Genomic DNA, 25,768 nt, shown 5'->3' with positions numbered 1-25,768 from the left:
TTGGCTAAAATTACCCTCCATAATACAAAGTCCTTATGAACCCTACTCAAGACCTTTCTATTCTCTCCCTAGTTCTCAATGCCAGCATCCTGGTCCAAGCCGTGATGGTATTGCTCTTGAGCCTGTCGATAGCCTCTTGGACCATTATTTTTCGTAAAGGCTCGATTCTGGGTGGCGTGCGTCGAGAGACTGAACGTTTTGAGCGAAATTTTTGGGCTGGCGGTGATCTGTATAACTTGTTTGAGGTTGCGCAACGAAAAATGGCCAATGCCGACAGTGCCGGAAATGCTGCTGTTCTTGAAAGAATCTTTGCAGCTGGAATGAAAGAGTTCTTAAAGGCAAAAGAAATCGATGCGGCACGGCGCGCCATGAAAGCAGCCTATCAACGCGAGATGGATCGTTTGGAGGCGAATCTACCCTTTTTAGCTTCAGTTGGTTCAGTCTCCCCCTACATTGGTTTACTCGGAACGGTTTGGGGCATCATGCACGCCTTCCGAGGCTTGGCTAATGTTCAACAAGCCACTCTTGCATCTGTTGCCCCTGGCATTGCAGAGGCCCTGGTCGCAACTGCAATTGGTTTATTTGCAGCTATCCCAGCAGTGGTTGCCTATAACCGCTACTCGACCGATATTGATCGCCTCTCGATGCATTTTGAATCGTTTGTCGAAGAGTTCACCAATATTCTGCAACGCCAAGGCGCTCGCCTCTAAAGGCTATGGCTAGTCGCTCATCCTTTCGCTCATCCCGTCGGAAAGCGATTGCGGATATCAATGTCGTTCCCTACATCGATGTGATGTTAGTATTGTTGGTCATCTTTATGGTGACCGCGCCCCTAGTAAATCCCGGTGTTGTCAATCTACCTACCGTCGGTGGCGCCAAAGTGCAAGCCCTACCCCCGGTCTTTATTACGATCGGTGCTGATGAAGCCATTACGATTCGCAAAGAGGGTGAACCCGCACAAACGATTTCCAAACTAGAGCTTGGTGCCTTTGCTCGCTCACAAGCCGAGAAGTCCGCTGAGCAACCAGTCGTTCTAGCCGCCGACAAATCCATCAAATACGAAGTGGTGATGGATGTAATGTCCCGCTTGAAGGAAAACGGTGTGAAGCGCGTGGGATTGGCAGTTCGTAGTCAATAATGATGAGTAAGCATGAGTAGCGCGACTCTTCATACCTCGCGGCAGTTTCATGCGCAGCGCGAGCCGGGAACTACAAAAGCGTTCGTGCTCTCCCTAGGTGCGCATCTTTTTCTAATTGCTCTGCTGACTCTGGGGATTCATTGGAAAACCAGCTCAAGTCCAGCTGGCGTTGAAGTGGAGCTCTGGGATGCGAGTGTTCCGCCCCCAAGCATCACCCCTATCCCTAAAGTTGAGGTGAAACCAGAAGCCGCTGAAATCGTCATCAAGAAAACGAAACCACCGCCCGAGCCTCCCAAAGAGGTAATGAAAAAACCTGAGCCTAAGCCTGAGAAGAAAGTAGAAACAAAACCGGCTGAGAAAAAGGTTGACCCCAAAGAAGATGTGGCAGCTAAAAAAGCAGCGGCTGCAGCGGAGAAAGCGCGTTTAGATCAATTGGCCCGCTTAAAAGCAGCAGCAGGTGCCGAAGGTGGCAGCGGCGGCAAAGTAGGCGATGGCGTAGGAGCGGGTGGTAACGCCCCCCCTGGTTACGCCGATCGCGTACGCAAAAAGATAAAGCCCCTCATTGTGTTCAATGCCGAATCCACCACTGGCAATCCAGCTGTAGTCGTTTTGGTGGATCTCGCTCCAGATGGCATGATTTTGAAACGAACTGTTACCTCTGCAAGCACGGATCCCGCCTGGGATCGCGCGGTCTTAATTGCGATTGATCGAGCCGAGAGCCTACCGCGTGACGAAAACGGCAAAATTCCTATGCGTCAAATAAAACTGACCTTTAAACCGAAGGATTAATTGATCGGTCATTGTGACCGGCTAGAATAATGTCCATGACATTTGAACGCATTCGTATTGCCACCCTGCTGGCATTTACTATTTTCCTGGGACTCTTCGTTCCCCCTGTGAATGCTCAAATGAATATCGAGATCAAAGGCGTTGGCCAAACGCTCTATCCGATTGCGATAGCCCGGTTTAAAGATGAAGATAAATTACCGGTCAAGATTTCCGATGTGATCCGCCAAAACCTCACACGCAGTGGCTACTTCCGAAATGTCGAGCTTGGTAACGGCGTTGAGGACGATCAAGTCATTCCTAACTTTAAAACTTGGGCGGCACGTGGAGCCGATGCCTTAGCTGTTGGCTCAGTAACTCAAAAATCTCCAGGTCAATATGAGGTTCGTTACCGCTTGTATGACATCCGTAAGGGCGAGAGTCTCAATGGTTTGATTGTGTCTACAAGCGAAGATAACTTGCGCCTTGCGGCCCACAAGATTTCAGATGACATCATCTTCAAACTCTTGGGAGAACGTGGCGTATTCTCGACACGACTCTCGTACGTCATGAAAGAGGGCAAACGTTACCGCTTAGTGATCTCAGATGCCGACGGCCAAAATATGCGTAATGCGCTTAACAGTAGTGAGCCAATCATTTCGGTAGCGTGGTCACCCGATGGTCAAAAAATTGCGTATGTGTCGTTTGAAGATCGTAAACCCGTAGTTTATGTACATGAACTAGTCACCGGACGTCGCATTGTTCTCTCAAATGAACGTGGTAACAACAGCGCGCCATCCTGGGCCCCCGATGGTAAGAGCCTTGCAGTTTCTCTCTCCAAAGATGGCAATACGCAAATTTATCGAGTCAATGCCGATGGCAGCAATCTGCGCCGTCTGACGCAAGGCAATACCATCGATACCGAACCACAATTTTCACCAGACGGTAAGTTCCTTTATTTCACGAGTGATCGAGGCGGCAATCCTCAAATCTATCGCATGAGCGCTGATGGCGAACGCGGGGAACCAGCAAGACGCATCACTTTTAAACAACCGTATGCGACATCGCCACGGATCTCACCCGATGGTAAGTACTTAGCCTATATCGGCGGTGCAGGTGGTGGCTTTAAGCTCTTTTTGATGAACCTCGCCACTGGCGATAGCACTCCGATGACGGATACCAGCTTTGATGAGTCACCTAGCTTTGCCGCCAATGGTCGTTACATTTTGTATTCAACCCAAGTGGGGGGCAAAAAAGTATTAGCCGCTGTTTCAGTGGATGGCTATGTCAAACAAATTTTGAGCGTTCCAGGATCGGATGTGCGTCAACCGTCTTGGGGTCCATTCATGGATCGCTAATCTACTTAAGTGATCCACAATCCAAGGCATAATATTCATTAGTTTGCAGTTCATTGGTTCATAAAATTTATACTATTTTCGAGGGAGAGCGCATGAACACCATATCACCCCAACGTCGCTTCGTACTAACCAGTATTTTGGGAGGTATTGGCTTGCTGAGCGCTTGCTCTTCGGGTGTTAAGTTAGATGACCTCAGCACCATGAAAACCGATGAGGCTAAAGGCAGTAATATCGCCTCTCAGCCTTGGAATGATCCGAAGAGCCCACTCTTTCAACGCAGCATCTATTTTGATTTTGATGAGTACACCATTAAACCCCAGTATCAAAATATGCTACAAGCTGGGGCGGCCTTCTTAAAACAAAATCCTCAGCAGAAGATCATGATCCAAGGTAATACCGACGATCGCGGTACCGCAGAATACAACCTCGCCCTTGGTCAACGTCGCTCCGATGCCGTACGTAAAGCACTTGCAGCACTTGGGGTACCCGATAGTCAAATGGAGGCAGTGAGTCTTGGTAAAGAAAAGCCCAAAGCGGAGGGTAATACCGAAGCGGCATGGGCTGAAAACCGTCGTGCTGACATCATTTACATCACCAAATAAGAGTGTGATCGATTGACTGCTATCTCTAGCTATACACGCATTGCACTGACGATTTCCCTAGGTGCGTTACTTTCCAGTAATGCGTGGGCTATTTTCTCTGATGACGAAGCCCGCAAAGCAATTTTGGAAATGCGCAAATCGGTGCAAGCCTCGCAAGGTGCGATTTTGGATCTACAAAACCAAATCGAGAAGCTACGTTCGGAGAACGCTCAACTGCGTGGACAAATCGAAAGTTTGCAAAAGCAAACCGATGATCTGACCAAGAATCAAAAAACTTACTATCAAGATTTAGATAATCGACTGACTCGATTTGAGCCCCAAACCATTGAAGTGGAGGGCGTGACCGGGGTGGTGCAAGCCGGTGAGCGTTCTGCTTATGAAGAAGCACTTAATGCGTTTCAGAACAATCAGGTCAAAAAAGCGGATTCTGATCTCACTGCATTTATTCGGAAATACCCTTCTAGCCCCTATTTACCGCTTGCACTCTTTTGGTCCGGCAATACCAAGTACGCACTGAAGGATTACAACGGTTCAATCAATCAACTACAAACGCTGATTAGTCGATTTCCGGGGCATCAAAGGGTTCCGGCGGCGATGTTAACCCTTGGTAATGCCAATCTAGAATCTGGTAAGAAAGCAGTAGCTAAAAAGGTGCTGAGTGACCTGATTTCCAAATATCCAGACTCTGAGGCTGCCAAAGAAGCAAAGCCGATTGTTGCCAATATCAAGTAAGTAGATCCTGGATTTCTAATTTTGGACTTTTCTGCTTTTAAGCATTCTTTTGCTCCATCACAGGCCCGCACTCCCAATAGCCCTGCGGTCATTCTGTTCTCCGGCGGTTTAGACTCCACGACCATTCTGGCGCTAGCCAAACAACTCGGCTATCGCTGTTATGCCCTCTCGGTTCATTACGGCCAAAAACATTCCTCAGAGTTGGATGCTGCAAAAAAGATTGCTCAATCGTTTGGTGTTGAGCGGCATGAGGTCATTCACCTGGATCTCGCCCGCTTTGGTGGATCAGCCCTCACCGACCAGACACTGCGCGTACCCACCGAAGGTGATCCGAAGACAACAGCAATTCCAATTACGTATGTGCCTGCTCGCAACACCATCATGCTCTCGATGGCCTTAGCCTGGGCAGAGTCTTTAGGCAGTATTGATGTGTTCTACGGCGCCAATGCAGTGGATTACTCTGGATATCCGGATTGCCGCCCAGAGTATGTGAAATCCTTTGAAATGATGGCGAACTTAGCAACGAAGGTTGGGGTCGAGTCTACTGATGAGCAGCACCGATTTCGAATTCATGCGCCGATCATTTCAATGAGTAAGGCACAGATTATTCAACTAGGCCAATCTCTAGGGATTGATTACAGCCAAACGGTGTCGTGCTATCAAGCCAATGCGGAAGGGAAAGCCTGCGGCGTTTGTGAGTCCTGTCAACTTCGTAAAGCGGGATTTAAAGAAGCTGGGATCGCTGATCCAACGCGATACCAACTTTAGAAAGATGGATCATCAACTCATGCCAAGCATAACTAGTTCAACCAAATCGTTTTCTCACTCTCAGATCTTTGATCACCTAAAGAATTCTCTTTTTTCTGCTGATGAGGCTGCACAATACCTCGAAGTATCAATGCCAACCTTTAGAAGATATGTTCAAGCTGGAAAATTGAAGTCGACACAAAATGTAGGTCGAAGTCAGCTATTTTCTTCAGCTGATTTGCGGCGATTAAAGCAAAAAACAGTGATTAAGGCTTATTCTTTGCTGAGCATACGCGCCACATAGCGCGCGATTAGATCTACTTCCAAGTTCACGTGATCGCCTGCCTTGAGTTTGCCTAGTGTGGTGTGATCCAAGGTATGGGGAATGATGTTGATTTCAATAGGGCATTCGGATTGATCTTTCGATCCTGCTTGATTGACCGTGAGCGATACGCCGTTCACCACAATTGACCCTTTGTAGGCCAGATAAGGCGCCAATGATTGCGGTACATTGATTACTAGCTTCCATGAGCCATATGCATCACCTTGAACAGGAGCAAATGATTGAACCGTGCCAATCCCATCCACATGGCCACTGACCAAGTGGCCGCCCAAACGATCGTTAAATCGTAGAGCCTTTTCTAAATTCACAGACCCAAGCTGGTTTAATCCGGTTGTTTTCGAGACCGATTCCTGTGAAACATCCACTTCAAAGGCATTGGTTTGCATAGTCGTAACCGTCATACAGGCACCGTTGAGCGCAATGCTATCACCAATCGCTACATCATCAAGATAGTTGGCAGGGGTTGTGACAGTTAAATGGAGGCCATCCCCTTTTGGAGTGAGATGTGTAATCTCACCAATCGCAGTAATGATTCCAGTAAACATGAATGAACTATATCAGCCTATGTGATGCTTAATCACTTAACGTCGTAATGCCCGAATTCGGATATCATCACCAATTAAAGTGTGCTCAATAATTCGCCAAGAATCCCTTTGTGACAGTTCTTGAAGCGGCCCAATATTGACCATTCCTAAGCCCTCGCCCAAAAAGCAAGGCGCTTGGTAGATAAGGAGCTCATCGACACAGCCTTCGCGAATCAGTGAGCCATTTAATTTATACCCTGACTCAACATGTACCTCATTCATCTCACGCTCAGTAGCCAAATAAGCAAACAGTTTAGATAAGTCCACCTTACCTTTCGTATTTGGAATTTGAACTACCTCAATGCCACGCGCTGCTAATTCTTTTTGAATTCTCTTTAAGTGGTTTGGCTCTGGATTAGCGCAAATGATGATGGCATTCGCATCACTCAGCACCTTGGCTCCTAATGAAATCTCCAGTTGTGAATCCACAATCACTCGCAGTGGCTGGCGCGAAGTGCTGACCTCACGAACGCTGAGCGCTGGATCATCCTCCTTCACCGTACCCACCCCCGAGAGAATGGCGCATGCTTGGGCTCGCCAATGATGGCCATCTGCACGTGCTGCCGGCCCTGTAATCCATTGACTCTTTCCATTGGGCAGTGCGGTACGACCATCTAGACTCGATGCAATCTTCATGCGTACATATGGAAGACCCAGGGTCATGCGTTTGATAAATCCAGGATTCAGTAAAGCCGCTTCATGCGCCATTAGACCAAGGTCCACCTCAATTCCATGCTTTTCTAAGCTTGCGATACCCCGCCCAGAGACCTTGGGATTGGGATCTTGCATGGCAATCACAACTCGCTTTGGTGAAAGCTGGGTGAGCACATCACAACACGGCGGTGTCCGACCAGTATGCGAACAAGGTTCAAGCGTGACATAAAACGTGCTGGCAGCAAGATCAGCGTCACTTGTTCCCAAGCGTCGTGCATTAGCAATTGCTTCAATCTCGGCGTGTTGGGACCCAACTTGCTGAGTAAACCCTTGGCCCACAATTTGTTCACCCTTGGTGATCACGCAACCCACCCGTGGATTGGGATTGGAGAGATACAGCGCCTTGTTGGCCTCCTCAAGCGCCAAGGCCATCATCTGTCGATCAAATGAACTAAATTGGGTCATAGCGCTATTAAACCTGATTTATGGAATGACTAATAGAGCGGTAATCTGCTAACAATTAAGTTCCTTACGATGAAAGGACGAATTCGGATTACAGATGCGCCAGCGACCGCTTGCCGCCAAGATCACATGCCGCTGCAAATCTGTATTTTTAGTATGGGCAAAGATCAAACGATTGGCAACAAAGCCACCATGTTTTGATTTAGCTGCACCTGCAGGATTAAAGCGAATCTGGCTTTGCCCAGAATGTGGATCGACAAACCCTTTGGACTGAATCGTAATATTGGAAGGCAGAAAATACTGGGCAACAATCGCTATCGAGTCGTTTGCACCAATACCCTCAACCTGCCACCCTAATTTCCAATTTGCTTCATCATCATTAGCTACTATTGGTTTCAAAAGCATGTCGTGACCCCCATAAAGCGCACGCTGCCTAGCAAACTGAGCGTGATAAATGAATTGGCGCGCCGCATGCTCGAGCTCTCGCTCATAAAACTGGGCCTGTATTTGGGGTACTCCAACCATCAAGATCAAACTGATAAGCGCGATGACTACCATCAACTCCAATAAGGAATACCCCTGTTCCCCGCCCTCTCTTGAGTCAAATAAATAATGGATGTGCCTCTTACTCATAGAGTATTTGCCAATTGGTACGACTAAGTTGTTGGCCCGTAATTTGATAACGAAACACGCTGCGAAGACGAATACCCTGTCCCACTTCCATCTCAATCCAGCGTATGTTTATCATATGAGGATTATTCAAATTAGGTGTTGCAGAGTTGCCAAAGTTACTGATCAACTTTGGTCGGCACCCTTCAAGGTCTAAAAAATTGAAGTCCATCTCTACAGAATCTGCCCCATGGATCAATAATGTTTTAAGCCGATCCTCGCAATGGGCTAGGAGCGCTTCTGCCTTCTCAAACTCGGATTGAGATCGAACCTGGATTGCTTGCGATTGAATCTCAAGCGCGAGCACCGACTCCAACTGGGCAACCGTCCAAGCCAGATAGAGTAATAAGCTCATCACCCAGAGCAAAATCATGGGTTATACATTCCGTGACGCTGACTGATGTAGCGCGTCTGCTCGATAACCCGAGCAGGATCATTTTGTCCGATTTGAGGTTGCACCCTTAGGGTAATAGTAATTAAGCCGGTTGAGGTACGAGAAATCTCAGGTTGATGGGTAAGCGAGTTCACTCGCACCCAATCGATTTGTAAAGACAGAACATTATTTAGAATTTCTCCCTGATGCAATCGACCCTGACGATCAACGCTTTGACACATTAGTTTTTGAGTCCGAGAATCATGCCGATTAGGTTCCAGATAAAACCGCTGATAAGCTTGCTGTTTGATGGTTCGCTCACGCGTTAAGGAATTACCCATGCAGTCATATCCCAATTGATCTGGAATATCTTGGGTAAGCACAATTGCATCACCACTGCGAGAAGAAGATCCTTTTTGGATTTTGATTGATTCGACGGTTGCTTGATACTGCGATGTCGTTGCTTGATACCCAGCGCCCTGAATCGCTCGACTCATTAACTCGAGCGAACGATCCAGATTCTGTTGCTGTAAAAATCGAGTCTCGATCTGCGACTGGTGAATCAGGACTCGATGAACTAACCAAGCGGGTGGTAAAAGCAAAATCGTACTGAGTGTAAGCGCGGTCAAACATGCCAATAGACTCATCGTTTTGATTGCGCTGAATTCTGAGACTGCTGGCTTTTTAAGCGATTTAAGTAAAACGTCATTTCATGCTGATTCTTTTGCTGAACCCACACCGCATGGGACTGCTCCAGTTGTACGGCCTTCATAACGAGTTTTGAATAAATCGCGTGCGCGACCGTGATACTACCCACAATCAAGGTCATCGCAATTAGCAGTTCAAGTAATACGATTCCGGATTCAGATCGATGGTCATGGTTCATGGGTTTACTCCAGAAGTGGCTGATCCCCAAAATTGTTCCAAAGTCCTCATGGCTTAACCATCGGCCCCCTCGGAAAATCCTGTCGTAAAGCCCTACAAAGCAGCAAGAGGGCTTAAAATGACGCTCTATTTGCAAATTCCTCTACCATGCCAAACGTATCCTTACCAGCCATCAGCCCCGTTCATGAGATCGTGGCCGACCTTCGGGCCGGTAAGATGATCATCTTGGTTGATGAAGAGGATCGCGAGAATGAAGGTGATTTAGTTCTTGCGGCTGATCACGTTAGCGCGGAAGCAATTAACTTCATGGCTAAACATGGTCGGGGTCTCATTTGCCTCACGCTCACCAAGGAGCGTTGCCAACAGCTCAATTTGCCACTCATGGTTCGAGAGAATGGTACTGCTTTGGGCACAAACTTTACGGTATCGATTGAGGCCGCTAGTGGCGTGACCACTGGCATCTCCGCAGCAGATCGCGCGCGCACCATTCAAGCTGCAGTCGCCCCAACTGCCAAACCAGCTGATTTAGTGCAACCAGGCCACGTCTTTCCATTAATGGCTCAACCTGGGGGTGTATTGATACGCTCTGGCCATACCGAAGCTGGCTGTGATTTAGCAAGTCTTGCTGGCTGCTCATCCACAGCCGTGATTTGTGAAATCATGAAAGACGATGGCAGCATGGCGCGCTTACCAGATCTGATTGAATTTGCCAAAGCCCATCAATTAAAAATTGGGACCATTGCGGACCTGATTCAGTATCGCAGCCAAACCGAGAGCATTGTGCTGCGTGAGGGTGTGCGCGAGTTTGCAAGTCCTTGGGGTCGCTTTACGGGCGTGGTATATCGTGATACACCGAGTAACTGTTTACACCTTGCACTTATTCAAGGAAACCCACAATCGGCCGAAGAAGCGATTGTTCGGGTTCATGAACCGGTCACTGTTTTGGATATTTTGGACATCGATCAATCGACGCACTCCTGGCCTTTGAGCAAAGCTCTGCAAGTAATCGCTAATGCACCCTGCGGCGTCGCTGTTTTACTAAATGCTGCAGGAGTTGCAGCCCCCAATGAGCACAAATGGCTTTCGCAGTTTGAGAAGCTGACCCAATTGGACCAGCACTCCGATCTCAAGCCCTCAACCCCCTCAGTTCATCCCGGTACAGAGCGTAAAACCGATTTTCGCAGCTACGGAATTGGGGCACAAATACTCAAAGATTTGGGTGTGCGCAAAATGCGCCTACTCGCTAACTCATCTAGAGTGCCGAGTTTATCTGGCTACCAATTAGAGATTATTGATCACATTCCCTACACACCAATCCCATCCTGAGGAACATAGCATGAATGATATTGATGTCTTTGAGGCTGACTTAAATGGCCAAGATCTGAGGATTGCGATTGTGCAAGCACGCTTTAATGAAGATCATTGCAAAGCCCTATCAGAGGCCTGCATTACCGAGTTGCTGAATTTGGGGGTGGCTCACCATGATATTCAGTTGGTTACTGTTCCCGGTGCCTTAGAGATTGGCTTTGCCCTATCGCAACTTGCGAAGACTCAAGAGTTTGATGCCCTAATTGCCCTTGGTGCAGTAATTCGGGGGGAAACTTACCACTTTGAGTTAGTCGCCAATGAGTCCGCAAGTGCCATTACTCGGATTAGTTTGGATCATGGTATCCCAATTGCCAATGGCGTACTAACTTGCGACACCGACGATCAAGCCTTCGACAGAACCCTTGAAAAGGGCCGTGATTGTGCACGAGCGGCAGTTGAAATGGCCAATCTCGCCCTAGCCATGAATCCTGACCTCGATATTGAGTCAGCATAACTGCGATGGCTAGTGGATCACCCAACCCAAAGCGTTCCCTCACGCCACGACGACGTGCCCGGGAATATGCTCTACAAGGCGTCTATCAGTATTTGGTAATTCAAAGGGCGGGCGAGCTAACCGATGTCCCTTTAGCGATCAGCGCGATTACAAAACAGCTTGGCGAGGATCCGGCGTTTAAAAAATGTCAGGGTGATTTATTTACGGGTATCTTCCAGGGTGTGATTAGACAGCACCAAGAGCTCGAGGCGTTAATTGTTCCAGAGTTAGATCGCCCCCTAGCCGAGCTGTCCCCAGTTGAGCATGCTGCGATGCTCATTGGTACTTATGAGTTAGCAGCTGATCTTTCGGTACCCTACAAGGTTGCAATCAATGAAGCGGTCGAGCTAACAAAAACTTTTGGTGGCACCGATGGCCATAAATATGTGAATGGGGTTTTGGATCAGCTTGCCCAAAAACTGCGGCAAGCTGAAATCGTCGCAAACTAAACGCTGCCGCCTAACCGACGAGCAACGTTACGTAATTCTTCGCGCTCTAGAAATACTTTGTGCGTGTAAGTGCCCACCCCACTTGCTGCGCTTGGCGCACCGAGATAACTCTTTAAGCCATCCTCAAGTGATCCTGCTCGGGCAATACAAGCTTTCAAGATTAGCGCACCCACCCGAATGTTCGCCTCAGGAATAAAGGCTGCTAATGGGCCTCCATAGGGCTCAAATTTGTCGTGATGAACATGGGTTCGAACTTGCATTAATCCTTGCGCACCCGCGCGGCTCTCGGCACGTGGGTTTAAGCTGGATTCGGTGGCCATCACTGCCAAGATGAGGGTTGGGTCTAAGTTGACCTCTTTACTGACCACCATCGCCTGATTTACATAATGAAGGGTATCTTCAAACGAAATCCGAAACTTTTTAGCCAAATGCTCGGCAACCGCCCGACGCTCGTTTTCGGAGCGCAATATTGAACGATCTACTGCGCTTAAGTCGACTAAATGCCCTGGGATTTGGGATGCAGGTCCGGCAATGGAGGGAATACTCTGTGGGTTTGAGCTCCAAAACTTAAGCTGATTTGCCGACTCATCAGCAGTCAAGATTTCCGCGCTATCGGCACCCAGGATCAGCGCACGCGCTTCAGCAGGAACCAAGTAATGGGCAAGATCAAAGATTCCGGCACCGGTCTTCGGACCAATTAGCCAAATTACAAGAATTACGGCAACCAATATCGCGAATACACGCTGGCCGAACCTGGCAAAAGAACTTGTCACCAGATGACGATTAATCCAAATTGTGTCTAACAAGTTAAACGGTTTCATTGTTTGGGTCACACAAAATACGAGGAATCCGGGAAGCAGACTCTATTCATATTGCAGTGCAACAACTATTGAACATGCCGAATCTTAGGAACCGCTATATATTCTGTCAAGAATAAAGAAATGTTTTTATATAACTAATAAGCCATATTATCCGTTTAAACCCTAATATGATGCAGCGCTTAATGTAAAAAAATCAATGAATACAATGGCTTATTCAAGTTAGTCTGCACTCATTCCTCATCATGAAAAAATCATCTATTACCGATTTATTTTCATATTTTGAAAGAAAAAGTGTCAATCTAAAACTACCTATAGGCTGTCAACTTCCTTATACCTACTAGCTATAGTAGTTTTCAATATGTATTGTTCGCTCTGTAGCCAATACAAATTAGTGCAACGCCATTTGTACTTCACGTATTTATTGGCCCTCAATTTGGACTAATATCCGCAAATAATCTTGTATTGCGGTTGGGATTACACTAAAGACCAAGACACCATCACTCCAAAAAAAATCACCATGAATGCACCCGATTCAATCGCAAATATCCGCACACTCCTAAAGAACCCCCGTCTTTTTCATGAGGATGCCCTAATTAATGGCCAGTGGGTCAAAGCCTCAGAAAACGCTCGATTTGCGGTTTCCAATCCCGCAACCGGTGAAATCATTGCCAAGGTTGCTAACTTGAATCGCTCAGATGCTCAAGAGGCGATCTCCGCGGCTGAACTGGCTCTGAACGCCTGGAAGGGCAAGCTGGCAAAAGAGCGTGCCCAGGTCATGCGCAAGTGGTTTGAACTAATTCTGGCCAATGCCGATGATTTAGCGATGCTCATGACTTTAGAGCAAGGCAAACCTCTGGCTGAAGCCACAGGCGAGGTGATCTATGGAGCCTCTTTTGTAGAATGGTTTGCCGAAGAGGCCAAACGCGTCATGGGAGCAATTCCAGCAACCACCTGGGGCGATAAGCGCACCCTTGTTCTAAAACAGGCCATTGGGGTTTGCGTCGCCATTACACCCTGGAACTTTCCGATCGCAATGATCACTCGCAAAATCGCTCCGGCAATGGCAGCAGGATGCACCATTGTCATTAAGCCCGCAGAGCAAACTCCACTATCAGCCCTAGCGATTGCGGAGCTCGCCCAACAGGCGGGTGTGCCGCAAGGGGTCATTAATATCGTGACCGCCGATGCCGAGCAATCCATTGCGGTTGGTAAGGTCCTTTGTGAATCCCCAACGGTACGTCATCTATCCTTTACCGGATCGACGGAAGTAGGTCGCATTCTTATGGCCCAGTGCGCCCCAACGGTTAAGAAGCTCTCCCTTGAACTTGGCGGTCATGCACCCTTCATTGTTTTTGAAGACGCGGATATTGATGCCGCTGTGTCTGGTGCGATGAGCTCTAAATACCGTAACGCTGGGCAAACGTGTGTCTGTGCTAACCGGTTTTATGTTCACAAAAATGTTCATGATGCCTTTGTTGAAAAATTAGCCCTTGCAACCAAGTCAATCAAAATTGGTAATGGTCTAGAACAAGGCGTTTCTCAAGGTCCTCTCATTGACCAAGCCGCCATTGAAAAAGTTGAACGGCATGTTGCCGATGCGTTGAGCAAAGGTGCGCGACTTGTAATTGGAGGTAAACGTGCAAGTCTGGGCGGCACATTCTACGAGCCAACGGTTCTAGCCAATGTCACCAACACCATGCTCATTACCCATGAAGAAACCTTCGGCCCTGTAGCTCCAGTCATACCATTTGAGAATGACGATGAGGTCATTCGGCTAGCCAATAGCAGTCAGTTTGGCTTGGCATCTTACTTTTACAGCCGGGATATTGGTCGGGTTTGGAAGGTAGCTGAAGCGCTTGAATTTGGAATGGTGGGGGTAAACTCCGGACTCATCTCAAATGAAGTTGCCCCATTTGGTGGGGTAAAGCAATCTGGCCTAGGGCGCGAGGGTAGCTCCTGGGGAATCGACGAGTACCTTGAAATGAAATACGTTTGTATGGGTCTTTAAGGCTCAGACCTGCGATAGAGTAAATCCCAAACCCCATGGCCTAATTTGATACCACGGTTCTCAAATTTAGTCAGTGGTCGATACGAGGGCTTATCCACAAAACCCTCATGCATCCCCTGTAACTGCTGGGCTGTCCAATTAATACCGCCGATGGTTTGGTCCTGATCGATGCCCTCAATCGCTTCTAATCGAACTGTTCGAGTCGATTGATTACGTAGTTTGGGATGATGATTAAGGACCAAAAGCATTTGCTCGGCGTAATGCTGCCAATCGGTTGCCAGGTGAAGATAGCCATTGGGCTTCAACTTAGAAACTAGCAACTCTACAAAATCTTTCTGAATTAAGCGGCGCTTATGATGCCGCGTCTTGTGCCACGGATCGGGAAAGAAGATATGAACCCCATTCAAAGAATTGGGGGCAATCATCCGCTCAAGCACCTCAACAGCATCGTGGGAAATCAAACGAATATTAGAAAGATTCTGCTCACCAATGCGCTTTAGAAGCGCGCCGACTCCTGGCTCGTGAACCTCAAGACCTAAAAATACATCGTTAAGACGAACTTGAGCTATCTGAGCGGTTGATTCTCCCATGCCAAAGCCGATCTCGACAATCCGCGGGGCATCCTGATATGGCGCTCCAAATACCGACCAATCAAATAATGCGTCTTGAAATGGAAACAGAAATTGATTGCCTAAGGTTGCGATCGCATGTTCTTGAGCAAGCGTAGTGCGACCTGCTCTACGAACAAATGTTCTGATCCTATGCTTGGGAAACATTTTTTGAATGATTTATTTCATTAACCCAATAATTGAGTCTTAAAACATCACTATCAAAATTGAAATTGAGCAAGTCAAATTTTTTAAGAAGAAAAGCTTGATCCAGGGCTTCCCAATCATCAATCAAGATAACTGGAAGATTTTTAAATAACTTTTCAGCAACAAGACTCGGCTGAATAATTGGGATGCATCCCAAGATAAGAGCCTCCCAAGTTCTATGACAATCAATACCTTGTCCATTTGGACTCAAGACAAATTTAAATTTAGTTTGAAGTTCCCATGAACGATACCTGGGCATTGCTAAGGATTGAAAAAAGCAGAGTTGTTTATTAACCCTATTAAAACAATCCTTTCTTTGGCCATGAGATAAAGAAAAATGCCAATTACAGAAAATTTTATCGTCTCTTAAGTGGGCTGGTTTTGATCTTTTCTTTATTGCTTTGATCTTGATCTCTTGATCAGATGGAAGGGGATGTGGGTCTGACCATATTTTTGGATCTCTCCAGACAGAATGGTAGTCCATACCAATTGGAAGGGCGTTTAACTTTTCATGGTCAAAGTCAATGTTCTGACAAAACCATCTTTTTAAAAACTTACAATTTAAAATTTCATCAATAGATTTACCAAAATTAGAATAATTTACGGAGATATCACTATCGCCAGAAACAAGAACAAAAGGCTTTTTTATTTTTGGTAAAACTACCTCTGCAAATAAATTAATTTCATCAGAACAAATATAAACTGAAGGAATTAAATCTGCGAAATAATTATTTATATTGTCAGGTAAGTGATTAATAAAATGTGTATCTACATTTGAAGATTGAGGACTTAAATTATGAATATCAGTGTTAAATAAAATTCCTCGACTAGAAACATACTCTGTATTCCTAATCGAATCAAGAAATAGGTCATCTAAAAGACATTTTTCAACAACTTTTCTCTTATCAAATTTTTTTGTAAAGAGGGCAAGCGCTTGCCACAGTTTTTTCATAGAGATTTAAAGTAAGTGATCGTCTCTTTTAATCCATCTTCAAGATTAACTTTAGGTTCCCAGCCGAGTTTTGCTTTAGCCAAATCAATGTTTGGTTGGCGCTGCTTAGGATCATCCAATGGCAATGGTTGATGAATGATCTTGGATTTGCTACCTGAAAGCTTAAGAACCATCTCGGCAAGTTCGAGCATGGTGAACTCTCCTGGGTTTCCGATATTAACGGGACCCGTAAAGCCAGCTTCTGTGGCCATCATCCGAACCATGGCATCGATTAGATCGTCCACATAGCAAAAACTTCGGGTCTGAGAACCATCCCCATAGATTGTGATGTCTTTACCTTGTAGCGCTTGTACGATAAAGTTGCTCACGACCCGGCCATCATTAGGATGCATCCTTGGGCCATAGGTGTTGAAGATACGGACCACTTTGATATCAGTTTGGTGTTGGCGAAAGTAGTCAAAAAACAGGGTCTCAGCACAGCGCTTACCCTCGTCATAGCAGGACCGAATGCCAATTGGATTGACTCTACCCCAATAGCCTTCTGGTTGAGGATGCACTTCAGGATCACCATAGACCTCACTTGTGGAAGCTTGCAAAATTCGGGCGCGCGTCCGCTTAGCGAGGCCTAGCATATTAATCGCACCGTGCACGCTGGTTTTAGTCGTTTGCACGGGATCGTATTGGTAATGCACTGGAGAGGCAGGACATGCCAAGTTATAGATCTGATTGACTTCGACATACAAAGGAAAGGTCACATCATGGCGCATGATCTCCAAATTAAGATTGCCCATCAAATGCGCAAGGTTCTGTTTGTTACCGGTAAAAAAGTTATCCACTACCAAAACATCATTACCTTCTTTTAAAAGTCTTTCGGTAAGGTGGGAGCCTAGGAAGCCTGCGCCACCAGTGATGAGGATTTTGTTTTGATTAATGGACATAGATATCTTTCAGGAATAATCTGTTACGGCTGATTTTATCGCTATTGGCTTTTTATCTTATGAGGTAGTTCTTGCGCAGGCATATCCCAACTCGTTGAGCGATAAGCAAAGACCACTTCAACTAAGATTAGCGTCAAGGACACCACAAAAGAAACCAGTCCCGATACAAATGTAATAAGTACGTAGCCCACATTGACTAATTTTCCAGCACCAGTCTGTAATAGAAATAGTTCCAAAACAGTTAAGGAAATTAAAACACCTGCCAAAACATCAAAAAAGATTGCGAGTGTGCATAACCTTCCTCTAGTTTTGAACTCATCAATCTCTTTCTCATAATGCGTCTTCAGTTTGTAACTTAGTTGATGATCGCCGTATAACTGGTTCTGAATAAAGCGCATCCGGTCTACATTACGAGCCAGTCTAGCAGTGATCGCAGCAACCAGGGTGGCGACAGCTGTTAGGAGAAAGACGGGCGCTAAGGCTAACTGAATATTGGCCTGTATGGCATCGATTGAAAGGTTCATATTTTTACTTTATAAAGATCAATGAGACCAAGCAACAAGACCAGTGTAAGACGTTACTAAAACCAAGACGCCAAAAATAATACGATACCAAGCAAACGGAATAAAGTTGTGATGCGCAACATAATGAATCAGCCAACGCACACAAATAAATGCTGAGATAAAGGCTGCAACAAATCCAACCAGAAGCGTGGGTGCAAATTCAGCAAAACCAAATGCTTGGGATGAGTTTGCAATCTTTAATAACTCATATGCGGTTGCCCCGCCAATCACCGGGATTGCCAAAAAGAAGGAGAATTCGGTCGCAACGGCTCTTGGTAATCCAAAGAGCATCCCACCAATAATGGTCGCCCCTGAGCGCGAGGTGCCTGGTATCAATGCCGCACATTGGGCTAGCCCTACTTTTAGGGCATCAAGCGCAGTCAATTGGTCAATGCTATCGATTTGCCTCATGGTTGATGCTTTGGTTTGGCGATACTCCGCCCAAAAGATCACAAAGGCACCCACAATAAATGCACTTGCCACAGGGACTGGTGAAAATAAATGGGCCTTTATGAACTTACCAAAAATTAGACCAAGTCCCATGGCTGGAATACAGGCAATGATCACATGCAAGACAACCTTTTGAGATTGTTTACTAGAAAAGAGGGTATTGGTTACGCTTAATAAGCGCTCTCGGTACTCCCAGCATACTGCCAAAATGGCACCGAATTGGATGATGATCTCGAAGGCCTTACCGCGCTTATCATTAAAATTTAAGAGATCCCCCACTAAGATTAAATGCCCAGTACTTGAGATGGGTAAAAACTCGGTTAAACCCTCAACGATTCCTAAAATAAGGGCCTTGAATAAAAGTAATGGATCCATAAGTATCAATACTAAAGCCTTAAACCCAGAAACCCTTCACTTTGACGTTTAGGCTTAAACTTCGAAACATGCATTTGAAGAAACGGCTCCCGATTATTACCCTTATTGGAATGGCTGGATGGATAATTTCTAGCCAAGCTTGGTCACAAGCCAATCAAGGATCGGTAACCGTAACTCCAGCAAATAATTCTTTACCCAAGACCTTGGGCCCTCAAGATCTCCTAAAGCTTGAGGTTCCTCCACAAACTGCCATTCCGACCCCGCCAATCTCGTCGAACTTAACGGATCCACAAAATCGTAAAGCGCTTGAAGACCGCACCTTGGACCTTCTTAGCCTTTACCAGGAAGCCGCATTTAACGATCCAGTGATCAACAGCGCACGTTTTAATTTAGCGGCCCGCAAAGAGCTCTATTGGCAGGGCTTGTCGGTGCTATTGCCCCAGGTATCAGCTAACCCGACGGCTACTCGGTTTTTCCAGCATGGTGAAGGTACCAACCGTATCTTCGATCAACGAAGCTATACCGTAACACTGACACAACCAGTTTTTAATTTAACTGGGATGCAACTTTTTAAACAAGGTGACCTCAATAGCAAAATCTCTGATTTACAGTTCTACCAAGCTCAGCAGGATTTAGTGATCAGAGTATCGCAAGCCTACTTTGATGTGCTAACGGCTCAGGATAATGTTGAACTTTTTAAAAATAAGAAAGAATTAATTCGTCAGCAACTTCAGGCTGCAAAAGCCAAATTTGAAATCGGCTCCGCTACGATTGTCGATGCTAATGATGCCCAGGCACGCTTTGATGTCGCTAATGCCCAAGAAATCGCTGCCCATGCCGATCTTGTGGTCAAACGGGGTGTTTTAGAGCAACTAATTGGTCACCCTGTAAAACACATTAAACCAATGGCAAAGGATATTTCTATTGCTGGAGTGGTGGCCGATCCAAGAGCGCGCAATAAAGATACTAAAGGGGTACCTATTGCAGAGAGCGTCAATCCCAAACTTCCGCCTGGACAAGCATTAGAGGACTGGATTACACAATCTGAAAACGCTAACTATGGGGTATTGGCTGGTCAACTCAGCGTGCAACTTGCGGAGAGTGTTTACAAAGCTTCTCTGGCATCAAACTATCCAAGTGTTAACTTTGTTGGTACTGCAGGCTTTAACCAATCAAATGGATCTGCCCTGAACTTCAACCCCTCGCCTACACAAAATATTTATAACAATACCTTGGCGTTACAAATGACCCTTCCCATCGTGTCGGGTGGATTTAATATGTCAGTCATTCGGCAAAACGCAGCGCTATTTGATAAATCGAAGGCCGATTATGACAATCTACGACGCACCGCTGCCCAGTCAACCCGTCAAGCCTTTACAGGGTTCTATGGCGGCTTGGCCACAGTCAAAGCATTAGAAGCTGCTGAGAAATCGTCCGCTACCGCAGTGGAATCCAGCAAGTTAGGTTACAACGTTGGTACCCTCATTAACATCGATGTCTTAATTGCCTTAGATACGCTCTTTACCACGCGCGCTTCTCTTTATAAAGCACGCTATGACACCATCATGAATGCTCTGCGCCTCAAGGCACAGGCTGCCAATCTCTCGGATGAGGACTTGATTGCGATCAATGCCTTGCTTCGCTAATTACTCACTAAGCTATTGACCGTGCTCGCGAAAGAATTGCTCTAAAAGTAATCCGGCTGCATGCGAATCGACAGACCCTTGGTATTGGGTATCTTGCTCAAGCAATACTGAGGAATAGCGCTCATCCACAAAGTGAACAGGCTTACCAAACTGCTTAGTAAGCTCTTGTCCAAACGAGCGTGAGCGTTTAGTCATCCCATGTTCTGCGCCATCAGGATGCATTGGAAGGCCGACCACTAGGCAATTTGGTTGCCACTCACTAATTAATTCTTTAATTTTTTGAAGCGTTTGCTCAGAATTTATATTCTGAATGACACTCATTGCTTGAGCGCTTCCCGTCAGCGAATTACCAACCGCCACCCCAATCCGCTTCGTGCCGTAATCAAACCCCAGAACAATCGTTACAGGATCTGACGCTTCGTTAGGCATGCCCCGCTTCTCCAGAAAGACTTGCCAGATCAAAACCTAAAACCTGCATTGCCTTTTGATAACGATCGGCATATGGCGTATCAAAAATAATTGTTTGCATTTGATCATTTGGGATGACGATATTAATCCAACCATTAAGCGAAATCTCCTCTTCGAGCTGGCCCGCACCCCAACCAGCATAGCCTAGCGTCATCAGAAACTTATCGGGTCCAGAGCCATTGGCTACTGCCTCGAGGACATCTTTGGAAGTGGTCATGGTGAGGCCGTCTGCAATGATTAATGAGGATGAATACTTCTCAGCAAGATCAGTGGGATGAAGCACAAAGCCTCGCTCAACCTGAACGGGTCCACCAAAATAAACCGGCTCATCAAGTAAAGGCGCAATCTCGAGCTTAAGTTCAATTTTTTCAAATAGTGTTGATAACACGATGTCAGTTGGTCGATTGACCACCAACCCCATGGCACCTTTATCGCTGTGCTCCAAAAGATACACCAATGAACCTGAAAAATTTTCATCCAGCATTCCAGGCATGGCTAACAAGAACTGATTAGCAAAGGAACTGGATGAAGAAAAGGTGTTGGCTTGACTCATAACCCATTCTAGCAAGCCTCAAGAATTCAGAAAAGTGAAATTTTTCCAGTCAATTGATAGGCTGCGATCCCAATGTACTCATGCAGTAGCATGTTCCATAGAAATGCACCGCCAGTTAAATTAAACTCGCGCCATTGTAACGTATTGGCTGTTTGGTAATCCACTGGGACAGCAATTATCGGAATTCCTTGCTTTTCAAAGATCTTAGTCGATCGATACATATGACTGGCTGAGGTGACCAATAGCCAGGGTTTTGCTTGCTGAACTGGGGATTGTTGATAAATCGTATCCATGATCATTTTGGAATAGATCGCGTTTTCATAGGTATTGCGCGATTGGTTCTCGTAAAAGGCGGTGGTGTTTGTAATATCCCCAAGCCCTTGTTCTTGAATCAATTGCTTAAAGGCATCAGCCTCTGACATACCCCTTGGATTTACTCTTCCTGAAAAGCCACTAAAGATAAATGGCTTATCGGGATACTTCCGAATCAACTCCAAGCCCTTGGTCACACGCTCAGCAGCGGATCCAATCGACACCTCACCTCGATCTGAAGCAATATCCTCACCACTAATTGCTCCACCTAAAATAATAATTCCAGCAAATTGGTCGGGATTGATATTCTGAATCGATGACTTGGAAACGGCGTCTTCCAGAACACGGGTTAATGCCTCTGGAATAGGCAGGTAACCGACTGCCAGGAATCCAATGACTGCAAGCGCCAAAAGACGGTTAGTAAGGACGGTCTTTCGAATGATGAGAAAAAACCATCCCAAGAGCGTAACCAAAAAGATCAGGTTTAAAGGCTCAATTACGAATTGAACAATTTTCGAGGTAATAAAAAATAGGCTATCCATAGGGGCATCATAATCAAAATCGCATTCCCGAATAAGATAGAGTCTATGACAAGTGTATTGGTATGGCTTCGACGTGATTTACGCCTCTATGATCAGGCGGCCCTTCATCACGCCCTAAGACAGCATCAACAGGTCTGGGTTTCTTTTATCTTTGATACCTCAATTCTTGACCCTTTACTCACCAAGGGCAAGGGCTTTGATCGTAGGGTAGATTTTATTTGGCAAACGATTGAAGATCTGGATCAAACATTAAGAGCCCAAGGGGGCGGAATCATTGCCCGTCATGGCAATCCAATCGAACTAATCCCTGTCTTGGCTAAACAACTTGGTGTACAAGCAGTCTTTACCAACCATGATTATGAACCCTCAGCAATTTTGCGCGATGAGGCCATTGCGCAAAAGCTTGAAAGAGATGGGATTCAGTTCCAACATTTTAAAGATCAGGTTATTTTTGAGAAGACCGAAGTGTTAACTAACTCTGAGACAGTATTCTCAGTCTTCACCCCATATAAGAATGCATGGCTTAAGAAACTCAATCCATCGGATCTTGAGCCCCTTGTCTGTGATCTACCTCATGCTGGCTTACAGGGTCGATATGCCCCCATTCCCAAGACCATCGATACTGGCATCCCCACACTCGAGTCGATGGGATTTAGAACAACTGGCATTGAAAAATACCTCCCGCCTGGTCAGCGAGGTGCCGAACTCTTTTTGAGTGACTTTCTAAAACGAATTGATCAATACAACATTGGCCGGGACTTCCCAGCAACCAAAGGGGTCAGCTACCTCTCGACTTACTTACGCTTTGGTCTCCTATCGATCCGGGGCTTGGTACGCGAAGCCCATCGAAGAATGATTGCAGGTAGCCTTGGTGCAAGCACTTGGCTGAGTGAACTGATTTGGCGTGACTTCTATTTCATGATTTTGGCTAATCATCCTCGCCTTGCCGGCGGTCAATCTTTCAAACCCGACTATGACAAGATTGTTTGGGAGCAAGGATCTAAGGCACAAAAACTATTTAAAGCCTGGTGCGATGGTCAAACTGGCTACCCACTAGTCGATGCAGCCATGCATCAGCTTAATCAGTCGGGCTACATGCATAATCGATTACGAATGGTTGTGGCTAGTTTTTTATGCAAAGACTTGGGTATTGATTGGCGCTGGGGTGAGCAGTACTTTGCGGAGCATCTGAACGATTTTGAGTTTGCCTCCAATAATGGTGGTTGGCAATGGGCTTCGTCCTCCGGTTGCGATGCTCAGCCCTACTTCCGTATCTTTAACCCCATCACCCAGTCTGAGCGCTTTGATAGCGATGGTAAATTTATCCGCCGCTACATTCCCGCCCTAGAAAAGCTATCCAATAAGTCAATTCATGCGCCCTGGCTTGCGGGCCAGCTTGAACTTGAGGCAGCAGGTATTGTTTTAGATAAGGACTATCCACGCCCCATCGTCGATCATGATGAAGCCCGTAAGGCGACCTTGATTCGCTACAACGTTGTGAAAAAAGTGGCTTAAGATGACTCGCGTCTTTGCGATTGGTGATGTACAAGGATGTTTGAGGCCCCTCAATCAACTCATCAAGAAACTCCCCCAAGGTTCTAAATTAATTTTCTTGGGGGATCTCGTCAATCGTGGTCCAGACTCATTGGGAGCCTTGCGGCGTTTAAAGCAACTTCAAGAAGATGGGGTTGCCGAATGCCTTTTGGGGAATCATGATCTGAACTTATTAGCATGTGATGCAGGGCTTCGCGATACCAAACCGCTCGATACGATTGATGATATTTTGGCAGCCCCTGATCGTCGTGAGCTCATCGACTGGTTAAGATACCGACCCATGGCACTGAGTAATGGTAAGGTCTTGCTGGTGCATGCTGGCGTACTACCGCAATGGAGCCTAAAACGCACACTGTCATTAGCCCATGAAGTTGAAACCGCTTTACGTCATAAGAAGTATCGCGATTTCTTAGCCCAGATGTATGGCAATACTCCCAACTACTGGGATCCAAAATTAATTGGATTCGATCGTTTACGTTTAATCACCAATACCCTGACCCGCATTCGGTTTTGCACCCCAGAGGGCGAAATGGAGTTTAAGAGCAAAGAAGGGCTAGAAAGTGGCCCCGCTGGCTATATCCCATGGTTTGAGACTACCAATCGTAAAACAAAATCGATTCCGATCGTCTTTGGTCACTGGTCAACACTTGGCTTACTCAATCATCAAGGCGTCATTGGAATTGACACCGGTTGCGTATGGGGTGGCACATTAACCGCAATCGACCTCGATCATTTAGAAACCATGAACCCAAAAGGTTTGGTCGGGGGTCGTCAATCGCTTTCAATCAAGACCATTAGTGTGGCGGGTTACGATCATCCGCTACGGATGTGAGCGTATTAAATCTTCTGAAATGATTTTTGAGCAGCGCGAATAATCTCATCGACCACAGCATTATCGTGCGCAATCGATGTAAATCCAGCCTCATAGGCAGAAGGAGCCAGGTAAACACCTTCTTCTAACATTGCATGAAAGAAACGTTTGAAGGCTTCAATATCAGTTTTTGTAACTGCTTCATATGAAGTTGGCACTGTTTGCGAAAAATAGAACCCAAACATACCACCAACACTGTCGACCGAGAATGGGATCTTGGCTCGATCGGCCTCTTGCTGTAATCCTGCCATCAATTTTTTGGTTTGCTCGGTCAGGCACTCAAAAAATCCAGGGCGCGAGATGATCTCCAAGGTCTTCGCTCCCGCAGCTACCGCAACGGGGTTACCAGATAAGGTGCCCGCTTGATAGACGTTACCCAAGGGGGCAAGTTTTGTCATGATCTTTCGCTTACCTCCAAAGGCTGCCATGGGCATACCGCCACCCATAACCTTCCCAAGGCAGGTTAAATCAGGCTTAATGCCATGCAAGGATTGGGTGCCGCCCAGGGCCACCCGAAATCCTGTCATTACCTCGTCGTAAATCAATACAGCACCATATTGCTGGGTGAGCGAACGAATTGCCTTCACGAACTCAGGGGTCGCACGAATTAGGTTCATGTTGCCTGCAATCGGTTCCAAAATTAAAGCGGCAACATGATCGCCATGGCGCTTAAAAGCTTCTTCCAAAGCGCCAACATCGTTATAGGGGAGCACTAAGGTGTGCTTAACCAAATCTTGAGGCACCCCGCCCGATGAGGGAGCATTCTTCGTGGAATCGGCAAAGGTCAATAAACCAGAGCCGGCTTTGACTAACAGGCTATCCGCGTGGCCGTGGTAACAGCCTTCAAACTTAATAATCAAATCACGATTGGTATACCCCCTAGCCAAGCGTAAAGCGCTCATAGTCGCTTCAGTACCACTTGAGACCAAACGAATTTGCTCAATAGCTGGCATCAACTCGCAAATGCGCTCAGCAAGATCAATCTCCCCTGCGGTGGGAGCGCCGTAACTAAAACTCTGAGTCGCTGCGCGTTGCACTGCTTCCACTACCTCAGGGTTTGCATGCCCAACAATCATTGGGCCCCAAGACATGATGAGATCAACATAGCGCTTACCGTCGGCATCCCAAAAATAAGGGCCCTGCGCACGAGCAATAAATCGGGGGGTACCGCCCACTTGCCGAAATGCCCGCACAGGGGAGTTGACGCCACCTGGAATGGTTTTTTGGGCCCGCGCAAAGAGTTGTTCGTTTTGACTCATAGTATTAATCAAGAAGATC

General features: G+C 46.5%; 31 protein-coding genes. 15 read left to right on the top strand and 16 right to left on the bottom strand.

Features of this window, described 5'->3' with window-relative positions; all coding sequences use genetic code 11:
- Positions 1–35 precede the first annotated feature (35 nt).
- From tolQ to ICV32_RS10070, 8 genes are all read left to right on the top strand, one after another.
- The gene (gene tolQ, locus ICV32_RS01395) at positions 36–710 is read left to right on the top strand and encodes a protein TolQ (protein ID WP_215371307.1); all 675 of its coding nucleotides are present in this window, start codon (positions 36–38) and stop codon (positions 708–710) included.
- 5 nt (positions 711–715) lie between these two features.
- Positions 716–1,138, top strand: coding sequence for a protein TolR (gene tolR / locus ICV32_RS01390; protein ID WP_215371305.1), 423 nt, complete (start codon positions 716–718; stop codon positions 1,136–1,138).
- Between the two features lie 12 nt (positions 1,139–1,150).
- Complete coding sequence (gene tolA / locus ICV32_RS01385) at positions 1,151–1,927, top strand: cell envelope integrity protein TolA (protein WP_215371303.1); 777 nt, start codon at positions 1,151–1,153, stop codon at positions 1,925–1,927.
- Between the two features lie 35 nt (positions 1,928–1,962).
- The gene (tolB, locus tag ICV32_RS01380; RefSeq protein WP_371817064.1) at positions 1,963–3,261 is read left to right on the top strand and encodes a Tol-Pal system beta propeller repeat protein TolB; all 1,299 of its coding nucleotides are present in this window, start codon (positions 1,963–1,965) and stop codon (positions 3,259–3,261) included.
- A 92-nt stretch (positions 3,262–3,353) separates the two neighbouring features.
- Complete coding sequence (gene pal, locus ICV32_RS01375) at positions 3,354–3,863, top strand: peptidoglycan-associated lipoprotein Pal (RefSeq protein WP_215371299.1); 510 nt, start codon at positions 3,354–3,356, stop codon at positions 3,861–3,863.
- Between the two features lie 12 nt (positions 3,864–3,875).
- Positions 3,876–4,595: a tol-pal system protein YbgF gene (gene ybgF, locus ICV32_RS01370; RefSeq protein ID WP_251371890.1), complete on the top strand. Its 720-nt coding sequence runs from the start codon at positions 3,876–3,878 to the stop codon at positions 4,593–4,595.
- 90 nt (positions 4,596–4,685) lie between these two features.
- The gene (gene queC, locus ICV32_RS01365) at positions 4,686–5,363 is read left to right on the top strand and encodes a 7-cyano-7-deazaguanine synthase QueC (protein WP_251371953.1); all 678 of its coding nucleotides are present in this window, start codon (positions 4,686–4,688) and stop codon (positions 5,361–5,363) included.
- On the top strand, positions 5,263–5,646 hold the full coding sequence (locus ICV32_RS10070; protein WP_371817063.1) for a helix-turn-helix domain-containing protein: 384 nt from the start codon (positions 5,263–5,265) through the stop codon (positions 5,644–5,646). The genes queC and ICV32_RS10070 overlap by 101 nt, the downstream gene beginning before the upstream one ends.
- Here the strand turns inward: ICV32_RS10070 and ICV32_RS01355 are convergent.
- Genes ICV32_RS01355 through ICV32_RS01330 form a run of 6 tightly spaced genes read right to left on the bottom strand, consistent with a single transcriptional unit; the run spans position 5,616 to position 9,313 of the window.
- Positions 5,616–6,230 carry a riboflavin synthase gene (locus tag ICV32_RS01355; RefSeq protein WP_215371294.1) on the bottom strand — a complete coding sequence of 205 codons (615 nt, stop codon included), beginning with the start codon at positions 6,228–6,230 and terminating at the stop codon, positions 5,616–5,618. The genes ICV32_RS10070 and ICV32_RS01355 overlap by 31 nt on opposite strands.
- Positions 6,231–6,266: 36 nt before the next feature.
- Positions 6,267–7,388 (bottom strand): bifunctional diaminohydroxyphosphoribosylaminopyrimidine deaminase/5-amino-6-(5-phosphoribosylamino)uracil reductase RibD, encoded by a 1,122-nt coding sequence (gene ribD / locus ICV32_RS01350; protein ID WP_251371889.1) that lies wholly within the window; start codon positions 7,386–7,388, stop codon positions 6,267–6,269.
- Positions 7,389–7,436: 48 nt separating this feature from the next.
- Entirely contained in the window at positions 7,437–8,018 is a 582-nt protein-coding gene (locus ICV32_RS01345; RefSeq protein WP_215371292.1) for a GspH/FimT family pseudopilin, read from the bottom strand.
- The gene (locus tag ICV32_RS01340) at positions 8,011–8,427 is read right to left on the bottom strand and encodes a hypothetical protein (protein WP_215371290.1); all 417 of its coding nucleotides are present in this window, start codon (positions 8,425–8,427) and stop codon (positions 8,011–8,013) included. The genes ICV32_RS01345 and ICV32_RS01340 overlap by 8 nt, the downstream gene beginning before the upstream one ends.
- Positions 8,424–9,074, bottom strand: a complete 651-nt coding sequence (locus ICV32_RS01335) for a hypothetical protein (RefSeq protein ID WP_215371288.1) — start codon at positions 9,072–9,074, stop codon at positions 8,424–8,426. Before ICV32_RS01335 ends, ICV32_RS01340 begins: the two co-directional genes overlap by 4 nt.
- Positions 9,071–9,313, bottom strand: coding sequence for a hypothetical protein (locus ICV32_RS01330; RefSeq protein WP_215371285.1), 243 nt, complete (start codon positions 9,311–9,313; stop codon positions 9,071–9,073). The genes ICV32_RS01335 and ICV32_RS01330 overlap by 4 nt, the downstream gene beginning before the upstream one ends.
- 146 nt (positions 9,314–9,459) lie before the next feature.
- On the opposite strand from ICV32_RS01330, the gene ribBA reads away from it, so the two are divergent.
- The 3 genes from ribBA to nusB are packed head-to-tail and all read left to right on the top strand — an operon-like array spanning position 9,460 to position 11,622.
- The gene (gene ribBA, locus ICV32_RS01325; RefSeq protein ID WP_215371283.1) at positions 9,460–10,638 is read left to right on the top strand and encodes a bifunctional 3,4-dihydroxy-2-butanone-4-phosphate synthase/GTP cyclohydrolase II; all 1,179 of its coding nucleotides are present in this window, start codon (positions 9,460–9,462) and stop codon (positions 10,636–10,638) included.
- Positions 10,639–10,648: 10 nt separating this feature from the next.
- The gene (gene ribH / locus ICV32_RS01320) at positions 10,649–11,134 is read left to right on the top strand and encodes a 6,7-dimethyl-8-ribityllumazine synthase (RefSeq protein WP_215371280.1); all 486 of its coding nucleotides are present in this window, start codon (positions 10,649–10,651) and stop codon (positions 11,132–11,134) included.
- A 5-nt stretch (positions 11,135–11,139) separates the two neighbouring features.
- A complete protein-coding gene (gene nusB / locus ICV32_RS01315) occupies positions 11,140–11,622 on the top strand; it encodes a transcription antitermination factor NusB (protein ID WP_215371277.1) in 483 nt (160 codons plus the stop codon).
- On the opposite strand, the gene ICV32_RS01310 is transcribed toward nusB, so the two are convergent.
- A complete protein-coding gene (locus ICV32_RS01310; RefSeq protein WP_251371888.1) occupies positions 11,619–12,395 on the bottom strand; it encodes a transglycosylase SLT domain-containing protein in 777 nt (258 codons plus the stop codon). The two genes, nusB and ICV32_RS01310, sit on opposite strands and share 4 nt — an antisense overlap.
- Before the next feature lie 565 nt (positions 12,396–12,960).
- On the opposite strand from ICV32_RS01310, the gene ICV32_RS01305 reads away from it, so the two are divergent.
- On the top strand, positions 12,961–14,451 hold the full coding sequence (locus ICV32_RS01305) for an NAD-dependent succinate-semialdehyde dehydrogenase (protein ID WP_215371271.1): 1,491 nt from the start codon (positions 12,961–12,963) through the stop codon (positions 14,449–14,451).
- On the opposite strand, the gene trmB is transcribed toward ICV32_RS01305, so the two are convergent.
- The 5 genes from trmB to ICV32_RS01280 are packed head-to-tail and all read right to left on the bottom strand — an operon-like array spanning position 14,448 to position 18,544.
- Positions 14,448–15,227 (bottom strand): tRNA (guanosine(46)-N7)-methyltransferase TrmB, encoded by a 780-nt coding sequence (trmB, locus tag ICV32_RS01300; RefSeq protein WP_215371268.1) that lies wholly within the window; start codon positions 15,225–15,227, stop codon positions 14,448–14,450. The two genes, ICV32_RS01305 and trmB, sit on opposite strands and share 4 nt — an antisense overlap.
- Positions 15,211–16,218 (bottom strand): hypothetical protein, encoded by a 1,008-nt coding sequence (locus ICV32_RS01295; protein ID WP_215371265.1) that lies wholly within the window; start codon positions 16,216–16,218, stop codon positions 15,211–15,213. Before ICV32_RS01295 ends, trmB begins: the two co-directional genes overlap by 17 nt.
- On the bottom strand, positions 16,215–17,156 hold the full coding sequence (locus ICV32_RS01290; protein ID WP_215371263.1) for a UDP-glucuronic acid decarboxylase family protein: 942 nt from the start codon (positions 17,154–17,156) through the stop codon (positions 16,215–16,217). The genes ICV32_RS01295 and ICV32_RS01290 overlap by 4 nt, the downstream gene beginning before the upstream one ends.
- A 41-nt stretch (positions 17,157–17,197) precedes the next feature.
- Positions 17,198–17,680 carry a DUF2721 domain-containing protein gene (locus tag ICV32_RS01285; RefSeq protein WP_215371260.1) on the bottom strand — a complete coding sequence of 161 codons (483 nt, stop codon included), beginning with the start codon at positions 17,678–17,680 and terminating at the stop codon, positions 17,198–17,200.
- 18 nt (positions 17,681–17,698) lie between these two features.
- Positions 17,699–18,544, bottom strand: coding sequence for an undecaprenyl-diphosphate phosphatase (locus ICV32_RS01280; RefSeq protein WP_215371258.1), 846 nt, complete (start codon positions 18,542–18,544; stop codon positions 17,699–17,701).
- 110 nt (positions 18,545–18,654) lie between these two features.
- Here ICV32_RS01280 and ICV32_RS01275 point away from each other — a divergent pair, with 110 nt between their 5' ends.
- A complete protein-coding gene (locus ICV32_RS01275) occupies positions 18,655–20,190 on the top strand; it encodes a TolC family protein (protein ID WP_251371887.1) in 1,536 nt (511 codons plus the stop codon).
- 12 nt (positions 20,191–20,202) lie between these two features.
- Here ICV32_RS01275 and ruvX read toward each other — a convergent pair whose 3' ends face one another.
- The 3 genes from ruvX to ICV32_RS01260 are packed head-to-tail and all read right to left on the bottom strand — an operon-like array spanning position 20,203 to position 22,065.
- Positions 20,203–20,619 carry a Holliday junction resolvase RuvX gene (gene ruvX / locus ICV32_RS01270; protein ID WP_215371252.1) on the bottom strand — a complete coding sequence of 139 codons (417 nt, stop codon included), beginning with the start codon at positions 20,617–20,619 and terminating at the stop codon, positions 20,203–20,205.
- The gene (locus tag ICV32_RS01265; protein ID WP_215371249.1) at positions 20,612–21,211 is read right to left on the bottom strand and encodes a YqgE/AlgH family protein; all 600 of its coding nucleotides are present in this window, start codon (positions 21,209–21,211) and stop codon (positions 20,612–20,614) included. The genes ruvX and ICV32_RS01265 overlap by 8 nt, the downstream gene beginning before the upstream one ends.
- Before the next feature lie 26 nt (positions 21,212–21,237).
- A complete protein-coding gene (locus tag ICV32_RS01260) occupies positions 21,238–22,065 on the bottom strand; it encodes a YdcF family protein (RefSeq protein ID WP_215371246.1) in 828 nt (275 codons plus the stop codon).
- 45 nt (positions 22,066–22,110) lie between these two features.
- Between ICV32_RS01260 and ICV32_RS01255 the strand changes: the two genes are divergently transcribed.
- On the top strand, positions 22,111–23,580 hold the full coding sequence (locus ICV32_RS01255) for a deoxyribodipyrimidine photo-lyase (protein WP_215371243.1): 1,470 nt from the start codon (positions 22,111–22,113) through the stop codon (positions 23,578–23,580).
- A 1-nt stretch (position 23,581) separates the two neighbouring features.
- A complete protein-coding gene (locus ICV32_RS01250; protein ID WP_215371240.1) occupies positions 23,582–24,451 on the top strand; it encodes a symmetrical bis(5'-nucleosyl)-tetraphosphatase in 870 nt (289 codons plus the stop codon).
- A 5-nt stretch (positions 24,452–24,456) separates the two neighbouring features.
- Here ICV32_RS01250 and hemL read toward each other — a convergent pair whose 3' ends face one another.
- Entirely contained in the window at positions 24,457–25,749 is a 1,293-nt protein-coding gene (gene hemL, locus ICV32_RS01245; protein WP_215371238.1) for a glutamate-1-semialdehyde 2,1-aminomutase, read from the bottom strand.
- Positions 25,750–25,768: the final 19 nt, after the last annotated feature.

The sequence above is a fragment of the Polynucleobacter sp. MWH-UH24A genome, from assembly GCF_018687475.1.
Classification (GTDB): Bacteria; Pseudomonadota; Gammaproteobacteria; order Burkholderiales; family Burkholderiaceae; genus Polynucleobacter.
This window is presented reverse-complemented; position numbering and strand designations above follow the sequence as displayed.